Annotated in this window: 15 protein-coding genes; 11 read left to right on the top strand and 4 right to left on the bottom strand. The window is 58.9% G+C overall.

The annotated features are described in order from the left end of the window. The first annotated feature begins 643 nt into the window (after window positions 1-643). The 7 genes from CHB83_RS10200 (at window position 644) to CHB83_RS10170 (ending at window position 11,272) form a co-directional block, all read left to right on the top strand. A complete protein-coding gene (locus CHB83_RS10200; RefSeq protein ID WP_089332573.1) occupies window positions 644-1,699 on the top strand; it encodes a hypothetical protein in 1,056 nt (351 codons plus the stop codon). After that, on the top strand, window positions 1,692-2,495 hold the full coding sequence (locus CHB83_RS10195; RefSeq protein WP_179225512.1) for a class I SAM-dependent methyltransferase: 804 nt from the start codon (window positions 1,692-1,694) through the stop codon (window positions 2,493-2,495). The genes CHB83_RS10200 and CHB83_RS10195 overlap by 8 nt, the downstream gene beginning before the upstream one ends. Window positions 2,496-2,777: 282 nt before the next feature. Then, the gene (locus CHB83_RS10190; RefSeq protein WP_089332571.1) at window positions 2,778-4,217 is read left to right on the top strand and encodes a 3' terminal RNA ribose 2'-O-methyltransferase Hen1; all 1,440 of its coding nucleotides are present in this window, start codon (window positions 2,778-2,780) and stop codon (window positions 4,215-4,217) included. Window positions 4,218-4,324: 107 nt separating this feature from the next. Further along, window positions 4,325-6,310 carry an OmpA family protein gene (locus tag CHB83_RS10185; protein ID WP_089332570.1) on the top strand — a complete coding sequence of 662 codons (1,986 nt, stop codon included), beginning with the start codon at window positions 4,325-4,327 and terminating at the stop codon, window positions 6,308-6,310. 178 nt (window positions 6,311-6,488) lie between these two features. Then, a complete protein-coding gene (locus tag CHB83_RS10180; RefSeq protein WP_089332569.1) occupies window positions 6,489-9,092 on the top strand; it encodes a polynucleotide kinase-phosphatase in 2,604 nt (867 codons plus the stop codon). Window positions 9,093-9,158: 66 nt separating this feature from the next. Then, complete coding sequence (locus CHB83_RS10175) at window positions 9,159-9,947, top strand: NIPSNAP family protein (protein ID WP_089332568.1); 789 nt, start codon at window positions 9,159-9,161, stop codon at window positions 9,945-9,947. Window positions 9,948-10,024: 77 nt separating this feature from the next. Continuing rightward, the gene (locus CHB83_RS10170) at window positions 10,025-11,272 is read left to right on the top strand and encodes a hypothetical protein (RefSeq protein ID WP_143437107.1); all 1,248 of its coding nucleotides are present in this window, start codon (window positions 10,025-10,027) and stop codon (window positions 11,270-11,272) included. Window positions 11,273-11,280: 8 nt separating this feature from the next. Here CHB83_RS10170 and CHB83_RS10165 read toward each other — a convergent pair whose 3' ends face one another. Together CHB83_RS10165 and CHB83_RS10160 are read right to left on the bottom strand one after the other, a co-directional pair. Then, a complete protein-coding gene (locus CHB83_RS10165) occupies window positions 11,281-12,333 on the bottom strand; it encodes a S41 family peptidase (protein ID WP_089332566.1) in 1,053 nt (350 codons plus the stop codon). Between the two features lie 269 nt (window positions 12,334-12,602). Beyond that, on the bottom strand, window positions 12,603-14,327 hold the full coding sequence (locus tag CHB83_RS10160) for a M28 family metallopeptidase (RefSeq protein WP_089332565.1): 1,725 nt from the start codon (window positions 14,325-14,327) through the stop codon (window positions 12,603-12,605). Between the two features lie 365 nt (window positions 14,328-14,692). Between CHB83_RS10160 and CHB83_RS10155 the strand changes: the two genes are divergently transcribed. From CHB83_RS10155 to CHB83_RS10150, 3 genes are read left to right on the top strand one after another with little or no spacing between them, the layout of a single operon-like run. Continuing rightward, complete coding sequence (locus tag CHB83_RS10155) at window positions 14,693-15,466, top strand: nucleotidyltransferase domain-containing protein (protein ID WP_179225511.1); 774 nt, start codon at window positions 14,693-14,695, stop codon at window positions 15,464-15,466. Between the two features lie 53 nt (window positions 15,467-15,519). Beyond that, window positions 15,520-15,909 carry a DNA polymerase beta superfamily protein gene (locus CHB83_RS24105; protein WP_245855322.1) on the top strand — a complete coding sequence of 130 codons (390 nt, stop codon included), beginning with the start codon at window positions 15,520-15,522 and terminating at the stop codon, window positions 15,907-15,909. Next, the gene (locus tag CHB83_RS10150; protein ID WP_245855321.1) at window positions 15,815-16,579 is read left to right on the top strand and encodes a hypothetical protein; all 765 of its coding nucleotides are present in this window, start codon (window positions 15,815-15,817) and stop codon (window positions 16,577-16,579) included. The genes CHB83_RS24105 and CHB83_RS10150 overlap by 95 nt, the downstream gene beginning before the upstream one ends. Before the next feature lie 84 nt (window positions 16,580-16,663). Here the strand turns inward: CHB83_RS10150 and CHB83_RS10145 are convergent, their stop codons facing one another. Continuing rightward, window positions 16,664-16,900: a hypothetical protein gene (locus CHB83_RS10145; protein WP_143437105.1), complete on the bottom strand. Its 237-nt coding sequence runs from the start codon at window positions 16,898-16,900 to the stop codon at window positions 16,664-16,666. Between the two features lie 173 nt (window positions 16,901-17,073). Further along, window positions 17,074-17,358, bottom strand: coding sequence for a hypothetical protein (locus CHB83_RS10140; RefSeq protein ID WP_143437103.1), 285 nt, complete (start codon window positions 17,356-17,358; stop codon window positions 17,074-17,076). Between the two features lie 158 nt (window positions 17,359-17,516). Here CHB83_RS10140 and CHB83_RS10135 point away from each other — a divergent pair, with 158 nt between their 5' ends. Continuing rightward, window positions 17,517-23,735, top strand: coding sequence for a carboxypeptidase-like regulatory domain-containing protein (locus tag CHB83_RS10135; RefSeq protein WP_089332562.1), 6,219 nt, complete (start codon window positions 17,517-17,519; stop codon window positions 23,733-23,735). The last annotated feature ends 49 nt before the right edge of the window (window positions 23,736-23,784 follow it).

Here is a 23,784-nt window from a genome sequence, read left to right as displayed (position 1 = left end):
GGGAGCTAGTGCATTTCGGCCAACAACGTGCCAAACTTGACTAGTGAGAGGATAGTGTCGTTCAGCAGAGTAGGATTGAGTAGTAGAAGGCTATATCAAACGACGCGTTTTGATTACAATAGGAATGCTAGGTATATTGATATTGTGCAAAATAATATCATAATGACCTTATTAGGCAGAGCACTATGGCTCTAGGACTCGATATTAGTTAAATGAAAATAGGGCGGGGCATTATTTTGATGCGATACACTGTATGTCCAAATGGTTTTAAGTTATTCGAATTGTGTAATGGGCTGGGTAGTACCTATAATCCAAATGTTTATAGGCCACTAACCTTCTGTTGTGTGGCCGAGAGCCCGCTACTTGCAATGACTCCACCACAGTTAAGAATGCGTGTACAATCAGCTATAAGCACCCGCAAATCAGTCTAGTAGCCTTTGATGGAAGTAGTAAGGGTTCGCCTGTGCTAGGCGTCATGTGATGACCTAGCATCGAAGGGGGTAAATAATAATGTTCAAACTTTCAATATTTATTGAAATTAAGAATACATTTGGGCCTGGCTTTTCCGTCAATCCCACTCGTCGCAAGCCCGAACTTTAATAGTGCCAGTGCCCCACGCATTTACCCTTATTTCTACAATCTTATGTCTGCCGACCCTCTCAAACCATTTGCCGATCCATCCTCTAATGATCTGCCCCCCGCTGAACACCCTCCCCGCCAGCCGCGGGTTGTGTCGGCCACTAAAAGCGCTATTATAGCAGTAGTTGGGGCCGGCGCAGTGGGAGCGTTGTTGATGGCCCTTTCCACGCAGCGCTACCAAGCTTACGGCTGGAGCCTATTTATAGTCTCGCCTATTATCTGCGGGCTGGTAGCCTCTATTCTATACAATATGGATCGGTCCCGCGAGCAGGCGCGCATCTTTCCTCCGGCGCTGGCAGTCGTTACTACCTTGGCTTTGATTTGCACGATGGGCTTGCTGATCATGGGAGGTATAGAAGGGTTTATTTGTGTAGTAATGGCATTCCCGGTTGGGCTGGTAATGGCGCTGATTGGGGCCGGAATGGGAGAAGCCATCTTGGTTCTAGTTGGGACTGACTCTCGGCGACAGGTGCCGGTGTTGGCGGCCGTGGTATTGGTGTACCCGGCGTTACAGTCCTATGAATGCCGAACGGCAGCTCCGCCGCTACCCCATGAAGTTGTGACGCGCCGCGTGGTAAAGGCTAGCCCTGCCCGGGTGTGGGCGGCGCTCTTGCAGCCAGTGCACTACCCCGCCCGGGTAGGAATACTGTTCCGGGCGGGAGTGGCTTACCCCACCAAGACGGCCCTGCGCACTACGCCAACGGGCCAACGGGAACTTACCGTGGCCTATTCCGGCAACGCGGTGACCAACCTACCAATTACGCAGTGGGTGCCGGAGCGAGAACTGCAGTTTGCTGTGCCCAACACGCCAGCGCCCATGAAGGAATTAAGTCCTTATCCGCAGATTCACGCCCCGCACTTGCATGGCTACTTCCGGGTAGAGACGGGCACGTTTCGTTTGCAGCCCTTGCCCGGCGGATGCACCCTATTGGAAGCCCGCACCGTCTACCAACACAGCATTGGCCCCCGTCGCTACTGGCAGCTCTGGAGCGACTACCTACTGAACGACATGCATGATCGGGTATTGGTCACCATTCAGCAGCAAGCCGAACATGAGTGAGAATCCATTGCTAGTAGCCGTAGGAGAGGAAACGCAGGTCTCTGCTACGGCCGGAATTCCCCAGACCCTAGGCGCCTATCCGGAAGAGGATGGTGGCTCCATGCCCAATCTGTTTGATTGCCTCGCCAGCACTTATCATTTGCAATCGATACTTTCTGGGGGGCTTACCGAACGGTGGCGCCGGCAAATGGTGGCGCGCCTACCCCTCCAAGCTGGGCAGAAAGTAGTAGACTTGATGACTGGTACCGGGGAGTTGTGGACCCTACTACTGCCCCAGGTGGGTGAAAATGGACGAGTCCGCGCCGTGGATTTCTCAGCCCGTATGCTGGCAGGGGCCGCTCGCCACCGAGACACCCTACCAAACCCTGAGCGCATAAGCCTGCACGCCGCTAATGCCTGTAGCAGCGGCCTAGCCTCCGCAACAGCCGATGTGGTTGTAAGTGCATTTGGTTTGAAAACCCTGCCCACAACCGACTACCCCGCCTTAGCCGCGGAGATTATGCGGTTGCTGGCACCGGGTGGTACGGTGGCCCTGCTTGAATTAACGGTGCCCGCTAGGGGCTGGCGCCGGGCGTTCTGCCTTGGGTATCTGCGGAGCTGCAACTATATATTGCGCCTGCTCGGAGGGCCAATTTTGGCGCACACGCACTTGCTACATTTCGCCAGTGAATTTTCTGCGCTCGACAAGGTAGCAAGTGCGTGCCGCGCGGCGGGTCTGCGCCATGTTCGTATCGAACAACTGACCTTCGGACTGGCATCTATACTACTAGCTGAACGCGATGAACAGTATAAATAGTCTTTGCCCAAATGCATAAAATACAACAGGTTTATAGTTATACAAATGATAATAATATCTATAAAACATATGTATAAAATCAGGTTGTTTATGCTGATAATTAAGAACTTACTCATTAACCCAAAAGGTGTAATATTACTCTTTTGGTTATCTACTTTGATATGAATTGTCATTGGATCATTCACCGTATCTAGGGTCAGAAAAATTGCAAACTTGTATCTTGCCGCGGCCTACGGCTGAATAGCTGCGGTGCCGTGTGCTATTTGCGTTGCTATACTTCAGATGCTGCTTACCATCACTACTACTCACCAGCCAGCCACCGACCTCGGCTACTTGCTGCATAAAAATCCAGCTCGCCTTCAGACGTTGGAAGTAGCCGCCGGACAGGCGCATATTTTTTACCCTGAGGCCACCGCTGAGCGCTGCACTGTGGCGTTGCTGCTCGACGTAGACCCGATTGGGCTTGTGCGTAACCACCGTGGGCCAGCTGGCGAAGGATTTGCCTTGGAGCAGTACGTCAACGACCGGCCCTACGTGGCCTCGTCTTTCTTTAGTGCTGCCCTGTCGAAGGCGTTTAACACGGCCATGAATGGTACTTGTAAGGACCGGCCTGAATTACCCGAGCAGTTGCTTCCGCTGGAAGCTACCGTAGCCGTAATTCCTGCCACCAGTGCCGAACAGCTCGGGTCCTTATTTTCCCCTCTGGGATACACCGTAGAAACGGAGGCGCACCCCCTCGACCCCACCGTACCGGAGTGGGGCAACAGCCGCTACTATACGCTGCGCCTGCGCCATACTGGCCTGCGCTTGCGCGATATGCTCAGCCACCTGTACGTGCTGATTCCTGTGCTAGACCGGGGCGACAAGCACTATTGGGTTAACCGGGAGGAAGCCGAGAAGCTTCTGCGCCGAGGTGGGGAGTGGTTGCCTCAGCATCCCGCTCGGGAATTTATTACTCGCCGCTACCTACGGTTTGCGGAGTATGTAAACCCAACCTTGGAGCGCCTACTAGCCGGTGATGAGGCGGCAACAGATGATCTTCCAATTCCTGCTGAAGCGGAGGCTGACACCACGGCTGGCCCGCTGTCGTTGCCAGAAGCTGCTGCTGGGCCTGCCGAAAGGCTGAGCCTGCATGATTTGCGCCTCGACCGGGTAGCGGAGGAAATCAGTCGTCTTGGCGCCAAGCGAGTGCTAGACCTGGGGTGCGGGGAAGGCAAGCTGGTCCGGCGCCTACTGAAGGCTGCGCACATCGAGCACATCTTGGCTCTGGATGTATCGTGGCGGGAGCTGGAGCGGGCCCAGCAGCGCCTACACGTAGCTGAAATGCCCCCGCGCCAGCGCGAGCGATTGACACTCACCCAGGGCTCCGTGCTCTACCACGACCCGCGCCTAGCTGGCTACGATGCCGCTGCCGTGGTAGAAGTTATCGAGCACCTGGATGAAAGTCGCCTGACGGCTTTTGAGCAGGTAGTGTTTGCCCGCGCTCGCCCCGGTGCCGTCCTCGTTACTACCCCCAATGCCGACTATAACCAGCGCTACGAAACTCTTTCCGCCGGCGAGTATCGCCACGAGGACCACCGCTTCGAGTGGACGCGAGCTCAGTTTGCGGAGTGGGCAGCTGGTGTGGCTGGCCGGCATGGCTACCGCGTGCGGATAGAGCCGTTGGGGCCGGAGGTGGCGGAAGTGGGGGCGCCTTCCCAGTTGGCCGTATTTGAGCAGTAAACGCTGGGTATATCTACTACTTTCCTCGGGTAGGCAGGGGAGTAGTAGTGAGAAGGAGCTGCTGCCTTTTATATTTAAGGCAGTTTCCTTTGCTCACTAGTTTGCTTATGAAGGTTTTGCTGACGCTGGCGTTACTGCTTTGCTGGCTGAAGCTGTCCGCGCAGGAGCCGGCGCGCGTATACGCCGATACGGCGGCGCATTACCAGCTCATGTACCTCAGCTCTTGGCGGCGCCTCCCAACCAATGAGTTAGGAGAAGTGGTTTTCTCCACCGCCGCAACGCCTTCCCCCGTCACCGTCACTATTCGGCGCCTTGCGCTGCCTGCTCCGCCTCCCAAGCTTGGTGGCGTGCTTTTGCGCAACCAGCAAGATTCCGTGTGGCATCAGATTCAGCGCCTTCCGCACTCGCAGGTAGTTTATCTAATGCAGCACGACGCGGGCAGCCAGCAGGAAGTGCAGTACCAGTACACCTACGCTGCTTCGCCCGCCCCGGCGCCCCGCACCCGCGTGGTTGGGCGCCGGATCTGGCGCCAGGGCGTTGCAGTTGCGCTGGAGTACCGGGCCGCTACCGTCCAGGATGCCCGCTACCTGGCGGAAGGGGAGAAACTGCTGGAGTCGTTCCGGTTCGTGAGCACGGCACCCCGCGTTCAGCAGCCGGCTGCCTCGTCGTCATCATGCGATGAGAAGATGTACGCCATTGCTGCCCTGCGCTCCGATAACGCTATTTGGGAAGACGACTGCCAAACCATCCACGAGTTTTCGGCGGCGAACCTATCGGCCCGACCCAAGGTGCACTGGCGCGTGCTGCCGTTTCAGTCCTACGCCTTAGCCAAGGGCTTCGACAACTGCCTGTATTCCGTCACCAAATCGCCAACTAATACTCCTGAGCGGGTGTACCGCTACAATCCCGCTACCAGAAAGGGCGAATACACCCCGTGGCGCCTACCGGCCCAAGGTCTTGAAAATGTGTGGATTTCGGCGGCCACCGATGTGCAAGGGAGCTTGTACTTCATGACCTCCGACGCGAGCAAGCTGGTGAAGGTGAATCCCGTTGACGGAGCCGTAACCACGCTCTGGACCACGGACCCCCTACGGCAAGCACCCTTTTATTCCACCATTGGCTTTACCGGCGCCGGCACCCACGGCAACTTCTGCCTCGACGAAAACCGCACCCTCTATCAGGTGTACAGTACCGACGGCTCGGTGATGCGCGTGAACCTGGATACCCGCCAGCCGGTTCCCGCCCTAACTAGCTTCACGGGCCTCCCGGAACGGGGCGGCTACAGCGACTTACTATTTCAGACCGATGGAGCGGGGCGCCGCTGGCTGTACATGGCGGGCCCCAAAGCCCTCTACCGAGTAGACATGCGCCGGGGCGAGGCCGAGTTGGTTCGGCGCGGTATTTACACTGATTTGGCCGGCTGCGCATTGCTGCGGCCGGCTTCTTCGGGAGCGGAAGTAGCCGCCGTATCTGCGCCGCCACCCCCACCTACTACTGGTACCTGGCGGGGTAGAATCCTGGACGCCGTTACGCTTCAGCCCTTACCCCAAGCGAAGCTGCGCCTAGGGCCGGCCGGTGCCGAAACCACGGTACTCACCACGGCCCAGGGAGTATTTTCGTTTCTGGTAGACCCCGGCCGCGCCGTGGCCGCCCATCTGCAACTGGCCGGCTATTTGCCTCTGGATAGCACTTACCGCCCGCGCCGTGGCCCCTACGTGCAGGATATTCTACTGCAACCCCTTGCTGTGGGTACGACCCTGGGGCTCGACAAAGTGCAGTTTGAGCAGGGAAGCTCCCGGCTGCTGTCAACGTCGTATCCCGCCCTGCGAAGACTACTAAAGCTGCTGCTAGAAACTCCCAGCCTCACTATTGAGCTGCGCGGCCACACCGACAACGTGGGCCCCGCGGAGAAAAATGTGCAGCTTAGCGAGCGGCGCGTAGCCACCGTGAAATCCTACCTCGTGCACCACGGCGTAGCCGAAGCCCGCATCACGGGCCTGGGCCTAGGTGGTGCCGAGCCCCGCGCCAGCAACGACCGGGAAGCCACCCGCCAGCTCAACCGACGAGTCGAGTACCGAGTGACGGGAAGGTAGCAGAACCTAAAATGACCCTCAGCGAATTACAGATCGTAAACTTGTGGTGCTAGGTTGGCAAGAGTCTATATTCTCCGTACGTAAGCGTGTTAAATGGCTTACCTACCGTTACCCAATATGCAGTAGTGGGTAATTGTGCCTAATCTTACGCCTGCTACTAGATATTCTCAACCACGTAATGCCCCATTATACCTCCCTTAAACTCCCCGAACTCTCCCTGGTGCTGCTCATTGGTACCTCGGGGGCGGGGAAGAGTACGTTTGCCCGTCGCTTATTTCAGGCTACCGAAATTGTGTCGTCGGACCAGTGCCGGGCCCTAGTGGCTGACGATGAGAACGACCAGTCGGCTACGCCGGATGCCTTTGCCCTACTACACTATATGGTGGGGCTGCGTCTTAAGCGGGGCCTCTTGACGGTGGTAGATGCCACCAATGTGCAGCCTGAGGCTCGTAAAACGCTTGTGCAACTGGCCCGCGACTACCACGTGCTGCCCACGGCCATTATCCTCGACGTGCCCGACCGCGTAGCTGAGGACCGCAACCGGGCCCGCGCCGAGCGCCAGCACCTGGGCCGCCACGTAGTACCTCAGCAGCGCCAGCAACTGCGCCGCAGCCTCAAATTCCTGAAGCAGGAAGGCTTCCGCCATATCTACCACCTGCACGGGCCGGAAGAGATTGACGCCGTGCAAACCATCGTGCGCGACCCGCTCTACAGCAACCGCAAGCAAGACACTGGCCCCTTTGACATCATTGGCGACGTGCACGGCTGTTACGACGAACTGCTGGCGCTGCTCACCCAGTTGGGCTACATGGTGCACACCAATCCTACGGAGGATGTCCGCGACCTGGGCGTGCACGTAACGGCGCCAGCCGGCCGGCGTGCCCTGTTTCTGGGCGACCTGGTAGACCGGGGGCCCGCCTCGCCGCAAGTACTGCGCCTGGTGATGAGCATGGTGCAGGGCGGCCAAGCGCTATGCGTACCCGGCAACCACGACATTAAGCTATTGCGCTACCTCAACGGCAAGCAGGTAGCCGAAAAGCACGGCTTTGCAGAAACGGTAGCTCAGCTGGCTACTGAGTCGGAGGCGTTCAAGAGCCAGGTGCGTCAGTTTCTAGATGGGCTAGTGAGCCACTACGTGCTAGATGGCGGTAAGCTGGTGGTGGCCCACGCTGGCATGCGCGAAGAGATGCAGGGCCGCGGCTCGGGTGCCGTGCGCGCCTTTGCCCTGTTTGGGGAGACGACGGGCGAAATCGACGAATTTGGCCTGCCCGTGCGCTACAACTGGGCTTCAGAATACCGAGGGCGCGCGATGGTGGTGTACGGCCACACACCCGTACCAGACCCCGAATGGCTCAACAACACCATTGATATTGATACGGGCTGCGTGTTTGGAGGCCACCTCACGGCCCTGCGCTACCCCGAGCGGGAACTGGTGGCCGTGCCCGCCGCCCAGGTGTACTGCGAGCCGGTACGTCCGCTTCGTCCGGCCGAAGTAGCCGCCGATGTAGCCCAACTTTCGGCCCAGCAGCAGCACGACGACCTGCTGGACATCCGCGACGTGACGGGCAAGCAAATCATCAAAACGCGGCTGTTACCCTCCGTTACCATTCGGGAAGAGAATGCGGCGGCGGCGTTGGAAGTGATGTCGCGCTTTGCCCTGAACCCGAAGTGGCTGCTCTACTTGCCACCAACCATGAGCCCTTCAGAAACTTCGGCGCTGCCCGATTTGCTGGAGCATCCCGCCGAAGCCTTCGACTACTTCCGCCGCCAGGGCCAAGAGCGAGTGGTGTGCGAGGAAAAGCACATGGGTAGCCGCGTGGTAATAGTGCTGGCCCGGGATGAAGAAGCCGCACGTCGTCGTTTTGGAGTAGTGGGCGAGGGGCCGGGCCGGTGCTACACCCGTACCGGCCGCAACTTCTTCACCGATGCCACGCTGGAGTTGGCTTTTCTCACGCGCCTGCAAAATGCCCTCACCACGGCTGGGTTCTGGGAGAAATTCCATACTGATTGGCTTTGCCTTGATGCCGAACTGTTGCCCTGGTCGGCTAAGGCCCAGGAACTGATCAAGAACCAGTACGCGGCCGTTGCAGCCGCTGCTACGGCCGCCTTACCCGAAGCCGTGGCTGTACTCAGCCAAGCCACCACCCGCGGCCTCGATGGAGTAGAGGCGTTGCTCGCACGCACCACTGCCCGCCAAACGGCCGCTGAGCACTACGCTGAAGCCTACCGTCGCTACTGCTGGCCTGTGGAAAGCCTCTCTGACCTGCGCTTGGCTCCTTTCCACCTCTTGGCTACCGAGGGGCATACCTACTTCGACAAGGACCACGCCTGGCATATGGAAACCCTGCGTGCTATCTGCTTGGCCGACGAAGAACTACTGCGCGCCACGCCCTACCGCGTGGTTCACCTCCAAGACATTGCCGACGTAGAAGCTGCTACCCAGTGGTGGACTGACCTCACGGCGGCCGGCGGCGAAGGCATGGTAGTAAAGCCCTACGACTTCATCCCCAGTGGCCGCCAGCATTTGGTGCAGCCGGCCCTCAAATGCCGCGGCCGCGAGTACCTGCGCATTATCTACGGCCCCGACTACCTGCTGCCTGGCAACCTGGAGCGCCTGCGCGAACGGGCCGTCAAGTCTAAGCGTAACCTGGCCCTGCGCGAATTTGCCCTCGGCGTAGAAGGCCTGGAGCGCTTCGTGGCAGGAGCCTCGCTGCGGGAGGTGCACCAGTGCGTATTTGGCGTGCTGGCGCTGGAGAGCGAGGCCGTGGACCCGCGGTTATAAGTAGTAGGGCTGCGCTTACCTAATCTAATTTTCTTTCGGCTCATTCAGCCTTTTTACTTGCTAGCTATGAAACCGCTTCACTTTCTGATTTTTACAGTTCTTTTGCTCCTGGGAATGGGCAGGGGAAACGCGGCCAGTACTGCCCTCGCGGCGCGTCCTGCCTACCTGGAGCTCAAGGTGTACCACCTTAAAACCAGCCGGCAGGAGGCCGTAATTGATAGTTTCTTACAGCACCAATATATGCCCGCACTGCGCACCGCCGGCATTACTAAAATTGGTGTGTTCAAGCCCATCGGCAACGACACGGCCGCTGATCGAAGAATCTATGTGTTGACCCCATATTCGTCCTTGAAGCAATGGGAAAAAGTGGGCCAGGAAACCACTGCGAAACTGCTGGCTACTGGGGGGGGCTACGTGAATGCGGCCCATACTAATCCAGCTTATAGCCGCCTAGAAACCGTTTTCATCAAACCCTTTGAGCAAATGACAGACCTAGTGGCCCCGCAGCTCGAGGCACCCAAAAACGAACGGGTGTATGAATTGCGGAGCTATGAGGGCGCCAGCGAGAAGATCTTCCGCAACAAAGTGCAGATGTTCAACGCCGGTGGGGAAATCAAGCTGTTCTCCCGCCTGGGCTTCAATGCCATCTTCTATGGGGAGGTACTCTTCGGCTCGAAAATGCCAAACCTGCTATACATGACCTCTTTTGCGAACATGCAAGCGCGGGAAGCTCACTGGAAATCCTTCGGCAACGACCCCGAGTGGAAGAAACTGTCCAGCCTGCCCGAGTACCAGAACAATGTGTCGCACATCGACATCATGTTTCTGCGCCCAACGGAGTATTCGGGGCTTTAGTGCCTCCCGTAGCATCGCCAATGAAGGAGTTTACTGTCAGCTTCCGGTAGTGGGCCTCCATTGCGCCTGTACTGTTCATGAAAAGAATTTTAGCACCTTGGGTTGGGCTTGGCGTGCTGTTGGTTGTGACAATTGGCGCTTGCATGTTCTGCTTCCAGGCAGGTATTGCCTTACGCAACCGCTACTACACACTACCGCCAGAATTTCAACAGATACTGACGCATTTTCAGTGGCTTCAACGTCAACATGAGGAAGAGAGTCCGTTGCTGCCAGTGGTGTATGAGGGAGAAACAGCGGCCGACTTCAAGCTTGAGTTTGCCCCGCATCCGCTAGGACTGCGTAAGCGAGAAGTAGTCATGCGAAATCCGTTTTCCACGGCTCCTTACCCGCTGTCGTTTTCCGTTATTTATCAGGGTAACCTGATTACGCTTTTCCACCCTGGGTACTTTGCCTGTTACCAACTGCCAGGCTTAGAGCGGAACCAGGATTTGGAGCAGAAATTGAATACCCGCAAGTTTGCCTATCACTGGGTGCTGGATAGTCAACTAGTTGCGCTAACTACCAGCGGCCATTACGTTTCCTTCAGCCAAGAGGTCTGGCATCCTTATCTGAAGCCCGTGCCACTGAGCAAGCAGCCCAAGCTGTTCGAGGATGCTCGGTACATAGTGTGTACGAAGTGCAACGGTGAGTGGGGTGGTGAGGCCTATTTCTATGATAAACAGGAGCACGTTTATTATTTAGCCCGCGCTAACTGCCCGGATGCTGTGGTAAAGCACGACGGTAAATATCTCCTTCTATCCTCGCTAGGCCACATGCTAGGGTCTGCGGAATTGCAGCAGATTGATAGCCCCACCACGGAATTAACGCGCTGGGTTGGGAAAAATAAACCCCAGGAGCGGGACTTTTCCGTCAGCTATGACGCCAAGCTAAGTCAAGGTAAGAGCCTATTTGACTATCAACAAATACTGGTGGAGTCTGTCTTCCCACTAGGCCACCGACTGATATATCTGGTGCACTGGCGCAGCATGAGTTTTCTGGCGACCTGGCAGAACAACACCTTCCGGGTGGTAGATCCGCTATTTCATGCGGAGGTGTCCGGCAATCAGCCCGTAACTACGGTGTGCGGGTCTGATGTTGCTCTCATCAGTTTTAACTCTATCGAAGAAGTAGAAGCCTGCTGCCTATACATCACAAGTAAGGAGGCCGTTAAAATTAACTGGAGCCACCAAACTGTGTCTAGGCCTTACAACGACCCAACTCACCTACCTGTGGCCGATAGTAGCTATCAAGTGGCTGATTCAGTGGAGGTGCAACTAGTGCAGTAAAGGCATTTTTAATGAGTTCTTGATGCTTTTCTGGTTGTCCTAAGCCACTTCAGCGCCGCCGCTACCTTGACATCCTGACTGAAGTCCGCGAAGTTGTCGCCGCCGGAGATGAGCACGTCGGGCGCGACGTTGGTGCGGTAGACTACCTTGTTGCGGTCGGTTTCCTGCGTGCCGGCCACGGTGAGGTAGGCCGTGCCGCTGATCTTGTAGCTTTCGTTGGCGGTGGTGGCACCGTAAGTCGGCTCGCCGAAAAACCGTGTGTTGGGTCGGCCCTTTAGGCTGATAGCGACAATTTCGCCAGAGCTGGCTGTTAGGCCGCTGAGCAGAACGGCCACTGGCTTGTCGGTCCGTTTTGCTGGGCAGCGGTTTTGTAAGGTGGTCACCTGTAGGGTATCCATGTAGAAGTTGCCCTGCTTGAGGTACCATTGCTGGTCGGGGTTGCCGTCCTTGTCCACGAAGCCACCCAGGTACCCGTCGCCGATGATGGGGGCAATGCCTGCTAGCATGGGGGCCATGGCCCCACCGTCGTTCAGGCGCAGGTCGATAATCCAGGCCGTGGCTTTATTAGGGTTGAAGCGGCAGAGGGAGTCCTGCACCACCTTGGCCGCGTCGCGCATGGCCTGCAAACTGCCCCCGGCGTTGATGCCCGGCAACTGCACGTAGCCCACGTTGCCGGGCAGCATCTTCACCAGCACGCCGGGCTTCTTCGCCAGCGCCGCCTTCACGGCAGTATTGGAGTAGGCAGGGCGGGCCGTGTTGCGCCACTTGTAGGTTTTGCCCTTGTAGGTCAGCCAGCCGTGGTCGTCCTTGAGTTGCTCGAACACAAACGGATAAATCGGCAGCAAACCCCGCACCGACTGCGCGCCCTGGGCTTTCTGCTGCACTGTCTGGCGCAACTGGGGCCAATTTACCGTGCTTCGCTCCAGCGAGTACGTTTCCAGCAGCGTCAGGCTCTTGTCAAGGAAGGCTTGCACGGAATCGGGGAGTAGGGCCGCGGCGGTTTGGCAACGAGCCACGTGGGCAGTAATGAATAGCAACACCAGTAATCCGAGTTTCTTCATGAGGCGAAGATGCGGATTGCGAACAAAGGGTTGGTTGGGGTGGGACTTATGTTATGTAGCCCTTCACTATATATTTATAAAGCTACCTAGGAAGCCAGTAGGTCATCCTATTGAGCATAGCCGAAGTATCTCTATTTGTTTCGTTGCTTTACTAGGTTAGTTGATCAGCAACAGAAAAAAGATGCTTCGGCTATGCTCTCTCACAGTATGTAATGTCTTGTGCAATTTATTCCGGCTGCTTGGAATGCGCACTTGACGGATGCCTTGACTTACTGCCCGCCCATGCTCTTATCCCGGGCGCCCTTAAACTCGGAGCCGGCGCGCCACTGCGGGAAGGTGGTTTCGGCGGCTAGGCGCTGGCCCACTCGGAAGTAAAGCTGGGCGTCTTGGGCGATGCCCGAGAGGTCCCAGCTGGGGTCAAACTGGTCGGCGGGCTTGTGGTACATATTGGTAGTATAGTTTTGGCGCTGCTGAGCAATGGTAGCCTTGCCACTAGTGCGGCTCTCGAAGCCGCCGCTAGCGTAGAGCGAGGGCACGCCCACGTGGGCAAAGTTGAAGTGGTCGGAGCGGTAGAACATGCCGGTTTCGGGCTGTTGGTCGGGTAGGATGTAGCGGTCCTGCTCCTTGGCGGCGGCGCGGGCATAGTCTTCCAGCTCCGACTGCCCGTAGCCGATAACCGTCAGGTCTTTCATCTCACCGTAGGGCCAGAGCATGTCCATATTCAGGTCGGCCACGGTTTTGTTGAGGGGGTAGGGCGGGTGCTGGGCGTAGTAAGCCGAGCCCAGCAGGCCCTGTTCCTCACCTGTTACGGCCAGAAACACGATGCTGCGCTGAGGCTTTTCCTTGGCCTGCTGAAAGGCCTCAGCAATGCTAAGCAGGGCGGCTAGGCCGGTGCCGTCATCTACGGCCCCATTGTAGATGGAGTCGCCAGCAATAGCTTTGCCTACCCCAAAATGGTCCCAATGGGCCGAGTAGATGATATACTCGTTGGCGCGGGTCGTGCCGGGCAGCACGGCTAGCACGTTGCGCGAGGTCTGGCGGCGCAGCTTATTCTGAATGCTCGTCGAGAGCGTGAGGCCGCCCAGGGGCCGGGGCTTAAAGCCCTTAGTGTTGGCCGCGGCGTAGAGTTGGTCATAGTTCTGACCGGCGGCCTGAAACAGCTTCTTGGCCGCGTCCAGGGTCAGCCAGCCTTCCAGGGCGCACTTATCGGCGCCTTTGTTGGCAGTTTGGGCGCGCAGCTTAGGGCTAATGGCCCCGCTCAGCACTACCGACCAGGGGTAGGCGGCCGGCTTGGTATCGTGCACGATGAGCAGGCCGGCGGCGCCATGGCGGGCGGCTTCCTCGTATTTATAGGTCCAGCGGCCATAGTAGGTCATGGCCTTGCCGTTGAATAAGGTAGTGTCGTTGCCCGCGTTGCCGGGGTCGTTCACGAGAACTACTACTGTTTTGCCTTTCACGTCGAGGCCAGCATAGTCGTCCCAGCCGTACTCGGGGGCTACCACGCCGTAGCCGGCAAATACCAGCGGCGAGTTGGTAACGGCCACCTGGGGCTGCTCGCGCTGGGTGAAGGCCACAAAGTCTGTCTTATACTGGAAGCTTAGGTTCTGGCTCTTGCCCTTGATTTGCATAGTAGGGCTTGGCGTGCCCGTAATTTCTACCAGCGGTACGGGCTGGAAGTAGGAGCCATCGGGACTTGGTTGCAGGCCCAAGCGCTGAAACTGATCTGCCAGGTATTTCGTGCTGCGCTCCTCGCCCACGGTAAATGGCTTGCGGCCCATCATCTCATCCGCAGACACCTCCTGTAGGTATTTGCCAATGGTGGCGGCACTGATGGCCGGGCTAGCGGCGGCTGGCTGGGTAGCTTCGGCAGTAGCGGCCGGAGCCGCCGCCGTGGTGGTGGTCGACTGGGTTTGGCAGCTAGTTAGCGCTGCGCCAAGCAAACATGCGGGCGCTACCTGACGCCACGAGAGCAACTGCTGAAAGGAAAACGACATGGGTACGTTGGGGTTGTGGAGGGTGCTGAGCGGGAATGCGGGGCCCGAAAAAGGTAAAGCAATACCTAAGTTCGGGTTTTCAATACTACTAGATATTCCTGGCTAACCCTACGGCCGCGCGCTCTACCAGCAATTCAATTAGGGAATATTTGCCTCCTGAGTTTCTTCTTAGCGAACCACTCTTCTTCGGTTGCTGGGCGTATCGGCTTCGGTTTGACGCCCTGTCAGCCGTAGCTTGTTGGGGGTACTTGAGGTGGGCGGTGGCAGCTATTGCGGTGCCCACCGTTTAACTGTTCTGCGAATAAATGAGGCGTTGGGCTCTACCTTGCAGCAAACGGAACGTCTTATCTTCTTTGCCTCTACCCGTGTATACGCGCATCCAAACGGCCCTCATACAGCTCGAAACTACCCATGGCGTCCGTATCTTGTATGTGTGCGAGGCGGGCAGCCGCGCCTGGGGCTTTCCCTCCCCAGGTTCCGACTACGATGTGCGTTTTGTGTATGTGCACCCACCCGAGTGGTACCTCACGCTAGACGAGGGCCCGGACACCCTCAGCTTTCCTATTGACGAAAAGCTGGATCTGGCCGGCTGGGAATTGCGCAAGGCCCTGAAGCTACTGCGCGGCTCCAATGCGGCCCTGTACGAGTGGCTCCAGTCGCCAGTGGTATACCAGGAGGTGCCGGGCTTCCGGGCGGCCGTGGCGCCGCTGTTGGAAAGCTGTTGGAACCCCCGAGCCGGGCTGCATCACTATTTGGGCCTGGTACGACGCGGGGTGGAAGAGGACTTGGTGGGAGTGGATGGGCGCCTGAAGCGGCTGTTTTACACCCTCCGTTCCACGCTGGCGGCCCGCTGGATTCAACAGCAACCCGGAGTAGCGCCGCCCATGGCCTTTCAGCAACTGCGAGAGGTACTGCCTGCGGCGTTTAATGAGGTAGTAGACGAGCTGCTTGCCGTAAAAGCTACTGCCGATGAAAAGATGACCGTGCCGCTGCCCGCGGTGCTGGTGGCGTTTCTGCAGGAAGAGTATGCCACCGCTGTACTGACCCGTAGCACCTTGCCTATGCAGCGGCTGCCCGACCCCACCCCGGTACTGAACAAGCTATTCCAAGCGTGGCTGTGGCCCCAGGTCGTGTTATAGAACCAACAAATACACCTGAGCCTCATAGGCTCCAAAGTTCATTAGTCTCTGCTATGTTTACCATTGCCGATCTGCGTCAGCGCGGCCTTATCCTCTTCGAAGCCATCAGCGGTAGCCGCGCCTATGGTACCAATTTGCCGCATTCAGATACCGATCTGAAAGGTGTCTTCATCCTGCCCGAAACCGAGTTTTATGGCCTCGATTATGTGCCGCAGGTAGCGAATGAAACCAACAACGAAGTGTTTTATGAGTTGCGTCGCTTTGTGGAGTTGCTGCTAAAAAGCAACCCAACGGTGCTGGAGCTGCTGGGCACCCCTGCCGACTGCGTAGTGTTTCGTCACCCGCTGTTTGAAGAGTTTCGAGCCGAAGATTTTCTTTCTAAGCTATGCCGAATATGCTATAGCTCAGATTCGCAAAGCGCGGGGGCTGAACAAGAAAATTAACCACCCTGAGCCGCCCGCGCGCAAATCGGTGCTGGACTTTTGCTACGTGACGGTAGGCGCCGGGGCGCAGCCCGTGGCTACGTGGCTGGCCCGCCAGCACTACACAGCCGCGCAGTGCGGCCTCTACAACGTGCCCAACCTCAACGACTTATACGCCCTGTTCGTGGATGCAACGGACGACCAGCACCACGGCTACCGTGGCTTGGTACGCGAAGTAGAAACTTCTCAGGATGTACAGCTGTCGGCCATTCCGAAGGGGGAAACGCCCGTGACCTACCTCAATTTCAACCGCAATGGGTATAGCACGTACTGCCGGGTTTACCGCGAGTACCACGACTGGGTAGCCAAACGTAACGCCGAACGATACCAGAACACCGTGCAGCACGGCAGGAATTACGACGCCAAGAACATGCTGCACGTGTTTCGGCTTCTGCGCATGGCCGAGGAAATTGCTATTACCGGCCAGCTCCACGTGCGCCGCCCTGATCGGGAGTTCCTGCTCCAAATTCGCCGGGGCGAGTTTACCTACGAACAGTTAATAGCCGAAGCCGAAACCCTGGTAGAAAGGGTGGAGGCCGCGTTTGCCGCTTCCTCCTTGCCCGAAGCACTCAACAAGCAACGAGCCGAGCAACTGCTGCTTCAGGTGCGGCAGACCTGGTATGCCAAGTAGAGAAATGCCCTGGCCTCACCCGTTGCGCTTGTTGGCAAGAGGGGAGGTCAGGGCATGGTGGAAGCGCTGAAAGTAGCTTGGTTTCTAGCGCGTTGAGTGCCGCCCAACCCGGTAGGTAGACTTGCTAGACCCTGCCTTTTTACGGAACAAACTACGCTTCTTGCTCTTTTTGCTGCCTTTGTACTTTTTGTAAAAAGGGCGGTGCGTAAACACGCGGGCCTTCATTTTGGCGCGGGCATAGGCCGTAGGGCGGGCTGCCGTAGCCGACTCAACACCACTGACCATCAGCAGCGCGAAAAACAGGAGCAGGATTCTATGCATACAACAACAAGGCTAGTGTGCGCTTATAACTTGCCTGCAACCCAAAAAATTGTAGTGCGTAGCGGTTTACTCGTTTCACGGTTCAGCTTCGGCTAGCTTTGCCCCAACCAAAAAGCGCTTTCCTAGCTAGGAAAGCGCTTTTTGGTATTCAAGAAATTCTTAACGAAACCCGACTATTGCCCCCCGGAGCCAAGCGTTTGGTTACGTGAGCGTTTGGGTGCCGGCGTGGTGGCTTTCTTCCGCTTACGCCAGATCTGGTACCAACGCTGCCGGTAGCGTACCGTGCGCTTGCGCCGGGCTTTGCGGCCCCCGCCCCTGTACGTCTTGTAGTTGGGCCGGTGCACATACACCTTACCGCGCATCTTGGCGCGAGCCGCCGGGCCCGCCTGCCCCAGGGCCGGACTCACGTCGACTAAGGCCATGAGCACGAGCCAGAAAATAAGAAAAAATCTTGCCATATAAGAAGTGAGTAAAACCGCAGCGGGGGGCGAAAATATGACAAAAGCAGGCAAATGTTCGGCCAGAATGGTAGCGAATAGAAAAAAAACTGGCCTGGTGTGTGGAATCAGCCGCTACGGGGCATCTGACGAAATAGAAATCCTATTTCATCTGGCCTATGTTCCACACCTACCGTCTTCAATTCCTGCTAGTTCGGCTGTGCCTGCTGCTGCTGTTGCCCGGGGTGGCTTCCGCCCAGCAACGCCTGGCCGGTGCCCGCTCGCGTAGCTACCTTACCAAGGTATTTCGCCTCACGGCCGACCAAACGCGCCATCTGTACGAGAACAACCTGCGTGCCGTGCAGCCCGCGTTTTTTGCGCAGCCCGTCGACTCTTTTCCTACCGATAGCATGCAACTGGCGCTGCGCCGGCCCTTGTCGCGCGGCTACTACCTGGTTGCGCATACAGAAGGCCCCGAGCTGGTATACTGGCTGCGTACCGTCTCAAACCGCCAACTTACCGTGCTCGACAACCAAGTGGACCTCACGCTGGTAGTGCGCGATTCCCTGGGCCGTCTGCTACCCGACGCGCGGGTGTGGCTGGGTCGTGGTCAGCGCCCTCAAGTAGTGCCCTACGACGCTGCCACGCATACCTACCGGCTGGCGGGCAAGGCTGGGCGGGCCGGTCTTCTGGCCGTGGAGCAGGGGGGAAGCACCACGTACTACGCTCTGGAGCAGCAGTTCCCGCAGGCCCACCGGTACAGTTACCCCTGGACGGTGCAGCGTGTGCTCAGCCGGGTGCTGTATGGATTTCCGTTGGGGTATTTCACGCGCGCCGTGCGTAGTCTGGTTGGTCAGCTTCGCCACGCGTCCTACACCAACACGGGCCTAGTAGGGCTGCTTCGCTCCCCTTTTAGTGCCGATGTTCGCGGGGCTCGCCAAGCCAGGCGCGAAGAGAAGCGGGCCGCGGCCGTCCACCAGTGGACGGGCTACCTCGTGCTTAGCCAACCCCGCTACCGCCCCGGCGACACCCTGCGCCTAAAGGCTCGTGTGCTGCACCGCCCCGATGGGCAACCCTACCGCAAGCCCTTGAGCCTGTGGCTGGATGGCACCGGCCGGACGAAGCCCTTGGCTCATCTGCTGCCGGTGCGCCCGGGCACCTATGAGTATCAGTTGCCCCTGGGCGATACGCTAGGCCTGCGCCTCGATCAAACAGTGGTACTTCGCTTGGTTGCCCCCCAGCATGAAGACGCCAACGAGGAGGGAATCCTCAGCACCAGCTTCCGCTACGAAGATTACGAACTCAAGAACACGCGCTACACCCTGCGTGCCGCCGCCACGCCCCACCGCCGTGGCACGCCGCAAGCTCTTTTTCTGCGGGGGCAAGACGCCAATGACCTCAACTTGCTGGATGCCCGGGTGCGCCTAAGCGTAACGCCCCAGGGCACGGTGGGGTATTTCGCGGGGCGGCAGGTATTTGTGCCCGATACACTCTGGACCAAAGCTTTGCCGCTTGATGCTACTGGGGAAACCCGCCTCAATCTTCCCGCTACCGTGCTTCCCGCCGCCGACCTTACCTACCAGGTGCGGGCTGCCTTTCTCAACGGCGACAACGAGCGGCGCGAGCAAACCCTAGCGGTACCCTACACCCTAGACGCCGGCCGCCTTACCCTGGAGCTGCGGCAAGACTCCGTGGTGGCCCGCTACCTCGTAGGCGACCAAGCTGAACCCCACGCGGCCACGCTGGACGTACTAGGCTTGCAGGCTACCGAGGCAGCGCCTCCGGTGCGGGGGGCTGTGCAGCTGCCCATTGCCTTTCCTGTGGATGCCCGTGCCACTGGCTACCGCCTCCGCGATGCGCAGGGCCGGGAAGCTACGCTAGACTTGGATGAAGACGATGCCGGGCTGCTTCTGCGCTCCGACCGCACCCCCGACTCTGTGGTGCTGGCCATGGAAAACCCGCGCCGCCTCGCGTTCTGGTACTACCTGTACCGGGGCAACGAATTAGTGGATCGGGGGTTTGGGAGTACCCTGCAGCAGCGCCGCGCCGCGCCGGGAGCCGAGCCCTGGTACGTGTCGGTGCATTACTTCTGGGCGGGCGAGCTGCAGGCGGCGGAGTACAATGTGCCGCTTCCTCAGCACCGCCTGGTAGTGGAAGCCGAGCAGCCCGAGGTAGTGTACCCCGGCCAGCAAGTAGAGCTGCGCTATACCGTGCGCGACGGCCGTGGCCAGCCCGTGCCCCGCACCGACCTCACGGCCTATGCCTACACCAGTAAGTTTGAGAAGCCATCCACCCCGGAGCTCCCCAACTTCGAGCCGCCGGTGACGGGCCGTCTGTCGCGGCGCCGGTTTCAGCTGGGTGCCGCCTTCGGCAACGACCCCGCGGCAGCCGCCCGACAAAAATTGGACTGGGGTGGCTGGCGACGGCGGCTCGGGCTCGACTCCCTGCGTTTCTACCAGTTCTTGTACCCCGATTATGGTGCCTTCTATGAGTACCAGCCTGCCCCGGGGGGTATCACTCAGTTCTCGCCCTTCGTAGTCGATTCGGGGCGGGTGCAGCCCACGGTGGCGGTGTACGTGGATGGGGTGCCCGTATTTGTGGCGGCCGTGAACCGGGAAGAACCCTTCGCGTTGGTAGCTGATAGTGGCTTTCACCAAGTGGCCATTCGCACCCCCAACCGCTTGGTAACCCTGCACAATGTGTACCTGCGGCACTTGCAGAAGCTTACCCTCAGCATCGACCCCAACCGTCCCTGCCATGAGTTGACTGTAGAAAAGCGCGGCAATCTTAGCGTTGAGGAGCAGCATAATTTGGAGCGCTTCCTGCTACTCGTGGATAAAGAAGAGGAGGATGAGCGGGTGCTGCTCCGCCAGGGTAACCGCTTGCAACCCCTGGGCGCTGGGCGACCCACTGTAAGCCGGCAGGGGGCTGGTATTGGCTCGTCGTCCAACTTCTACTACCACAGCTACACTGAGCGGCGCCCCTACCACATAGGTGGCCCTTTCCGGCCCGATTCCGTGTTGCTACGACGAACGGACGGTCTGCGCCGCCGCTTCCTGCTGGAGCCCCGCTACCGCTACACGCTAGAACCAGGACTGCTGAAATTGCGCTGCCTGCAGGGCAACGAATTCGGTGGGCTTGGTCAAGCCCTCGACTTCACGCAGTTCTCCCTGGCCGACTTTGCTTATACCGAGGCGGATATGCAGCCGCGCCCCGCTACTAACTACTATCGCGCGCCCAGCCCGGAGCCCCTTCTTACTACCCCTAGGCATACGCCCGCGGGCCTGGGCCGCTTGATAGTGCGTCTGCCGAAGCCTACCCCGAACCCGCGGGAGAACCTGCCCACCGCGTATTACACCCTGCTTACCCGGCCCACCGACCCTAAGTTTGTGCGCCTGGAGCGCTATCTGCCCCAGACCATTCACGCCCTGCCTACGGGCCGTTACCGCCTGGCGCTGCTGCTGGCCGATAGCTCTGTGCTAGCTCCCGCTACGGAAGTAATGATTCAGCCAAACGGTGCTACCTATGTGCAACTGCAGCGCACGGATGTGCTGCCAGCAGTGGCCGGGGCTAAGACGCTACGGCGGCGCTTTGTGCGCTTGGTGCAGGAGCGTTTACCCAAGCTCCCGGCTGCCTCCAAGCAAATGCGGGAGGAACGCCGCGAGATTCAGGTAGTGGTCCCCGCTAGTCCTCAACCCGGCTGGCTGACCGTGCGCGGTCGGGTACTAGACCGGGCCAGCGGGGAGGGGCTACCTGGCGTAACGGTTCTGTTGAAGGGTACTACCATTGGGGTTGCCACAAGTGTTGATGGCAGCTTTACCTTATCGGTGCCACCTACCGGGGGCAAGCTGCTGTTTTCTTCCGTTGGGTATCAGATGGTAGAGCAGCCCGCCGATGGGCGTGACTTGGAGGTGAGCCTCGCGGCCGATACAAAGCAACTAAGTGAGGTAGTAGTAACCGGCTACGGCATCCAACGCCAGCGGGCCGCTGTTACGGGCTCCGTTGCCACCTTAGCAGCTACCGCTTTGCAGGGTAAAGTTGCTGGGGTGCAAATCAACGGAGCTACGGGCGCAGCAGGGGGCTCCGTGCTAATTCGCGGAAGCAGCACCGTCGTAGGTAGCCTTCAACCGTTGCTTCTCGTGGATGGCCTACCCTACGCGGGCCAGATAGCCGACATCAGCCCCGAGAATATTGCGGATATAAAGGTGCTGAAAGGGGAGCAAGCCGCTGCTACGTTTGGGTCTCGGGCCGTCAACGGGGTTGTTATCATCACCACCAAAAAAGGCATTGCGGGGCGGACGCCCGGTGGCCTGCACCCCGCCGCCGACGTTCTGGGACCCGACGGCTTGCCCGTGGCTGAGCGCGACCCGCGCCTATCTCTGCGCCGCCGCTTCTCCGATACGGGCTGGTGGCGTCCAACCTTGGTCACCGACGAGCAGGGGCAGGCCCGTACCACCGTTACCGTGCCCGATGATATTACCGGCTGGGATACCTTCGTGCTAGCTTCCGACGACCATGGCCGTTTGGGCAGCACCAGTGCCCTGCTTCGTTCGTTCAAGGCTTTGCTAGGAGAGTTGGCTACCCCACGCTTCCTTGTTCGGGGCGACCAGGCGCAGGTGGTTGGCAAAACGCTTAACTACTTGCCCGATACCGCGCAGGTTACTACCTCCTTTCGGGTAGGTGAGGGGCCCGAGCGCACCCAAGCTCACCGCGTAGCTACCGCCGTGCTTGATACGCTCACGCTGACGGCTCCGGGTAGCACTGACACCGACTCGGTGCAGGTGAGCTTCCGGTTGCGCCAGCCCAACGGCTACCAGGATGGGGAGCTGCGGACCATTCCGGTGTTGCCGGCTGGCAGTCTGGAGCAGGTAGGAACCTTTGCCGTACTCACGGCTACGGATACCACCGTGACCTGGCCCGCCCGCCCGGAGCTGGGACCCGTAACCATACGCCTGGAAAGCGACCCGTTGCCCGCTCTGCTAGAGGAAATTCGCCACGTGCAGCGCTACGCTTACCTGTGCAATGAGCAGGCTGCCTCCAAACTCAAGACCCTGCTGTTGGAGCAGCGCGTGCGCGACTTGCAGCACCAGCCTTTCACTGGCACCCGTGACGTTAACCGCCTGGTGCGGCGCTTGCTGGAAGGCCGACACCAGCCCGAAGGAATCTGGGGTACGTGGCCTACCTCACCGGGAAGCCCCTGGGCCACGCTGCACGTACTCGAAGCCCTGTTGCAAGCCCAGCAGCAAGGCTACAAAGTAGCTTTAAATCAGCCGCAGCTCATTAAGCCTCTCTTGCAGCAGTTAGATTATGCCTTCGCCGATGCGCATACCCGAACTTCCTTATCACTCACGCCCGCGGGCCAGGGCCTCGACGCCTTGTATTTTCGCTCCGATGATGACCGCATTCGTCTGCTGCAGGTATTACACCGCCTGGGTGCCACCCCCGATTTCCCGACCTACGTACGACGTTTGGAGCGGGAGCAAACAGGGCGCCAACCGCTTGACCGCTATTTGGCTTTGGCCAGCCTCCGCCAGCAAGTAGGCATGCCGTATCAGCTGGATACGCTGCGCCGCTACCGCGTGCGCACTGAGCTGGGAGGTGTGTTTTACGCCGATACCTTGCGCCCGGGCACTTACTACCGCTACCTGCTGCCAGACCGCCTAGGAGCTACGTTGCTGGCCTACAAGCTGCTGCGCACCCAAGGAAAACAGCAGGCCGAGCTAACGCGCATTCGCACCTGGTTGCTCAACCAGCGTACCACGGCGGGGCACTGGAGCAGCACCTATGAAGCCGCGCAGATTCTGGAAACCATCCTGCCGGAGCTGTTGGTGCCAGGCAGCGGAGGACTCATGGCCCATGCCCAGTTCCGGGGCAGCCTAGCGCAGGAAGTCACCACGTTTCCCTTCACTGCCACGGTGCCTGCCGCGGCTGGTGCCCTTACCTTGCGCAAAGAAGGGGGGCTGCCGATATATGCCACTGCCTACCAGTCGTACTGGAACCCTACTCCCGAGGCCAAAGCCACACCTTTCCGGGTGCGCACCACCGTAGCTGGGCAGGAGGGAAGCCGCGTGCAACTTAAAGCCGGGCAACCCACTGAAGTGGTTGTGACGGTGGATGTTCCGGCCGAGGCTCGCTACGTGCTGCTGGAAGTGCCCATCCCGGCTGGCTGCTCCTACGGCGAGAAGGAGCGCGGGAACTACTTCGAGGTGCACCGCGAATACCTGCGCCACCAGGTGGGCATCTTTATGGATGTACTACCTGCCGGCCGCCACACCTTCCGGGTGGCCCTGCAGCCCCGCTACCGGGGACGCTACACCATCAACCCCGCCAAGGCGGAGATGATGTACTTCCCCACTAAGTTTGGCCGCTCCGTTAGTAAGCAGGCTGTAGTGAAGTAAAGCAACACCTTAATAAAAGTTACTCCTACGTCTGCCAGAGTCACTTATT

It is taken from the genome of Hymenobacter mucosus (assembly GCF_900188255.1).
Classification (GTDB): Bacteria; Bacteroidota; Bacteroidia; order Cytophagales; family Hymenobacteraceae; genus Hymenobacter; species Hymenobacter mucosus.
This window is presented reverse-complemented; position numbering and strand designations above follow the sequence as displayed.

Bases quoted from the DNA above. Each gene is read 5' to 3' on its own strand.
- CHB83_RS24105 (WP_245855322.1), top strand. From the start codon at position 15,520: ATGTTTACCATTGCCGATCTGCGTCAGCGCGGCCTTATCCTCTTCGAA.
- CHB83_RS10185 (WP_089332570.1), top strand. From the start codon at position 4,325: ATGAAGGTTTTGCTGACGCTGGCGTTACTGCTTTGCTGGCTGAAGCTG.
- CHB83_RS10160 (WP_089332565.1), bottom strand. From the start codon at position 14,327: ATGTCGTTTTCCTTTCAGCAGTTGCTCTCGTGGCGTCAGGTAGCGCCC.
- CHB83_RS10135 (WP_089332562.1), top strand. From the start codon at position 17,517: ATGTTCCACACCTACCGTCTTCAATTCCTGCTAGTTCGGCTGTGCCTG.
- CHB83_RS10165 (WP_089332566.1), bottom strand. From the start codon at position 12,333: ATGAAGAAACTCGGATTACTGGTGTTGCTATTCATTACTGCCCACGTG.
- CHB83_RS10195 (WP_179225512.1), top strand. From the start codon at position 1,692: ATGAGTGAGAATCCATTGCTAGTAGCCGTAGGAGAGGAAACGCAGGTC.
- CHB83_RS10180 (WP_089332569.1), top strand. From the start codon at position 6,489: ATGCCCCATTATACCTCCCTTAAACTCCCCGAACTCTCCCTGGTGCTG.
- CHB83_RS10190 (WP_089332571.1), top strand. From the start codon at position 2,778: ATGCTGCTTACCATCACTACTACTCACCAGCCAGCCACCGACCTCGGC.
- CHB83_RS10200 (WP_089332573.1), top strand. From the start codon at position 644: ATGTCTGCCGACCCTCTCAAACCATTTGCCGATCCATCCTCTAATGAT.
- CHB83_RS10145 (WP_143437105.1), bottom strand. From the start codon at position 16,900: ATGCATAGAATCCTGCTCCTGTTTTTCGCGCTGCTGATGGTCAGTGGT.
- CHB83_RS10170 (WP_143437107.1), top strand. From the start codon at position 10,025: ATGAAAAGAATTTTAGCACCTTGGGTTGGGCTTGGCGTGCTGTTGGTT.
- CHB83_RS10175 (WP_089332568.1), top strand. From the start codon at position 9,159: ATGAAACCGCTTCACTTTCTGATTTTTACAGTTCTTTTGCTCCTGGGA.
- CHB83_RS10140 (WP_143437103.1), bottom strand. From the start codon at position 17,358: ATGGCAAGATTTTTTCTTATTTTCTGGCTCGTGCTCATGGCCTTAGTC.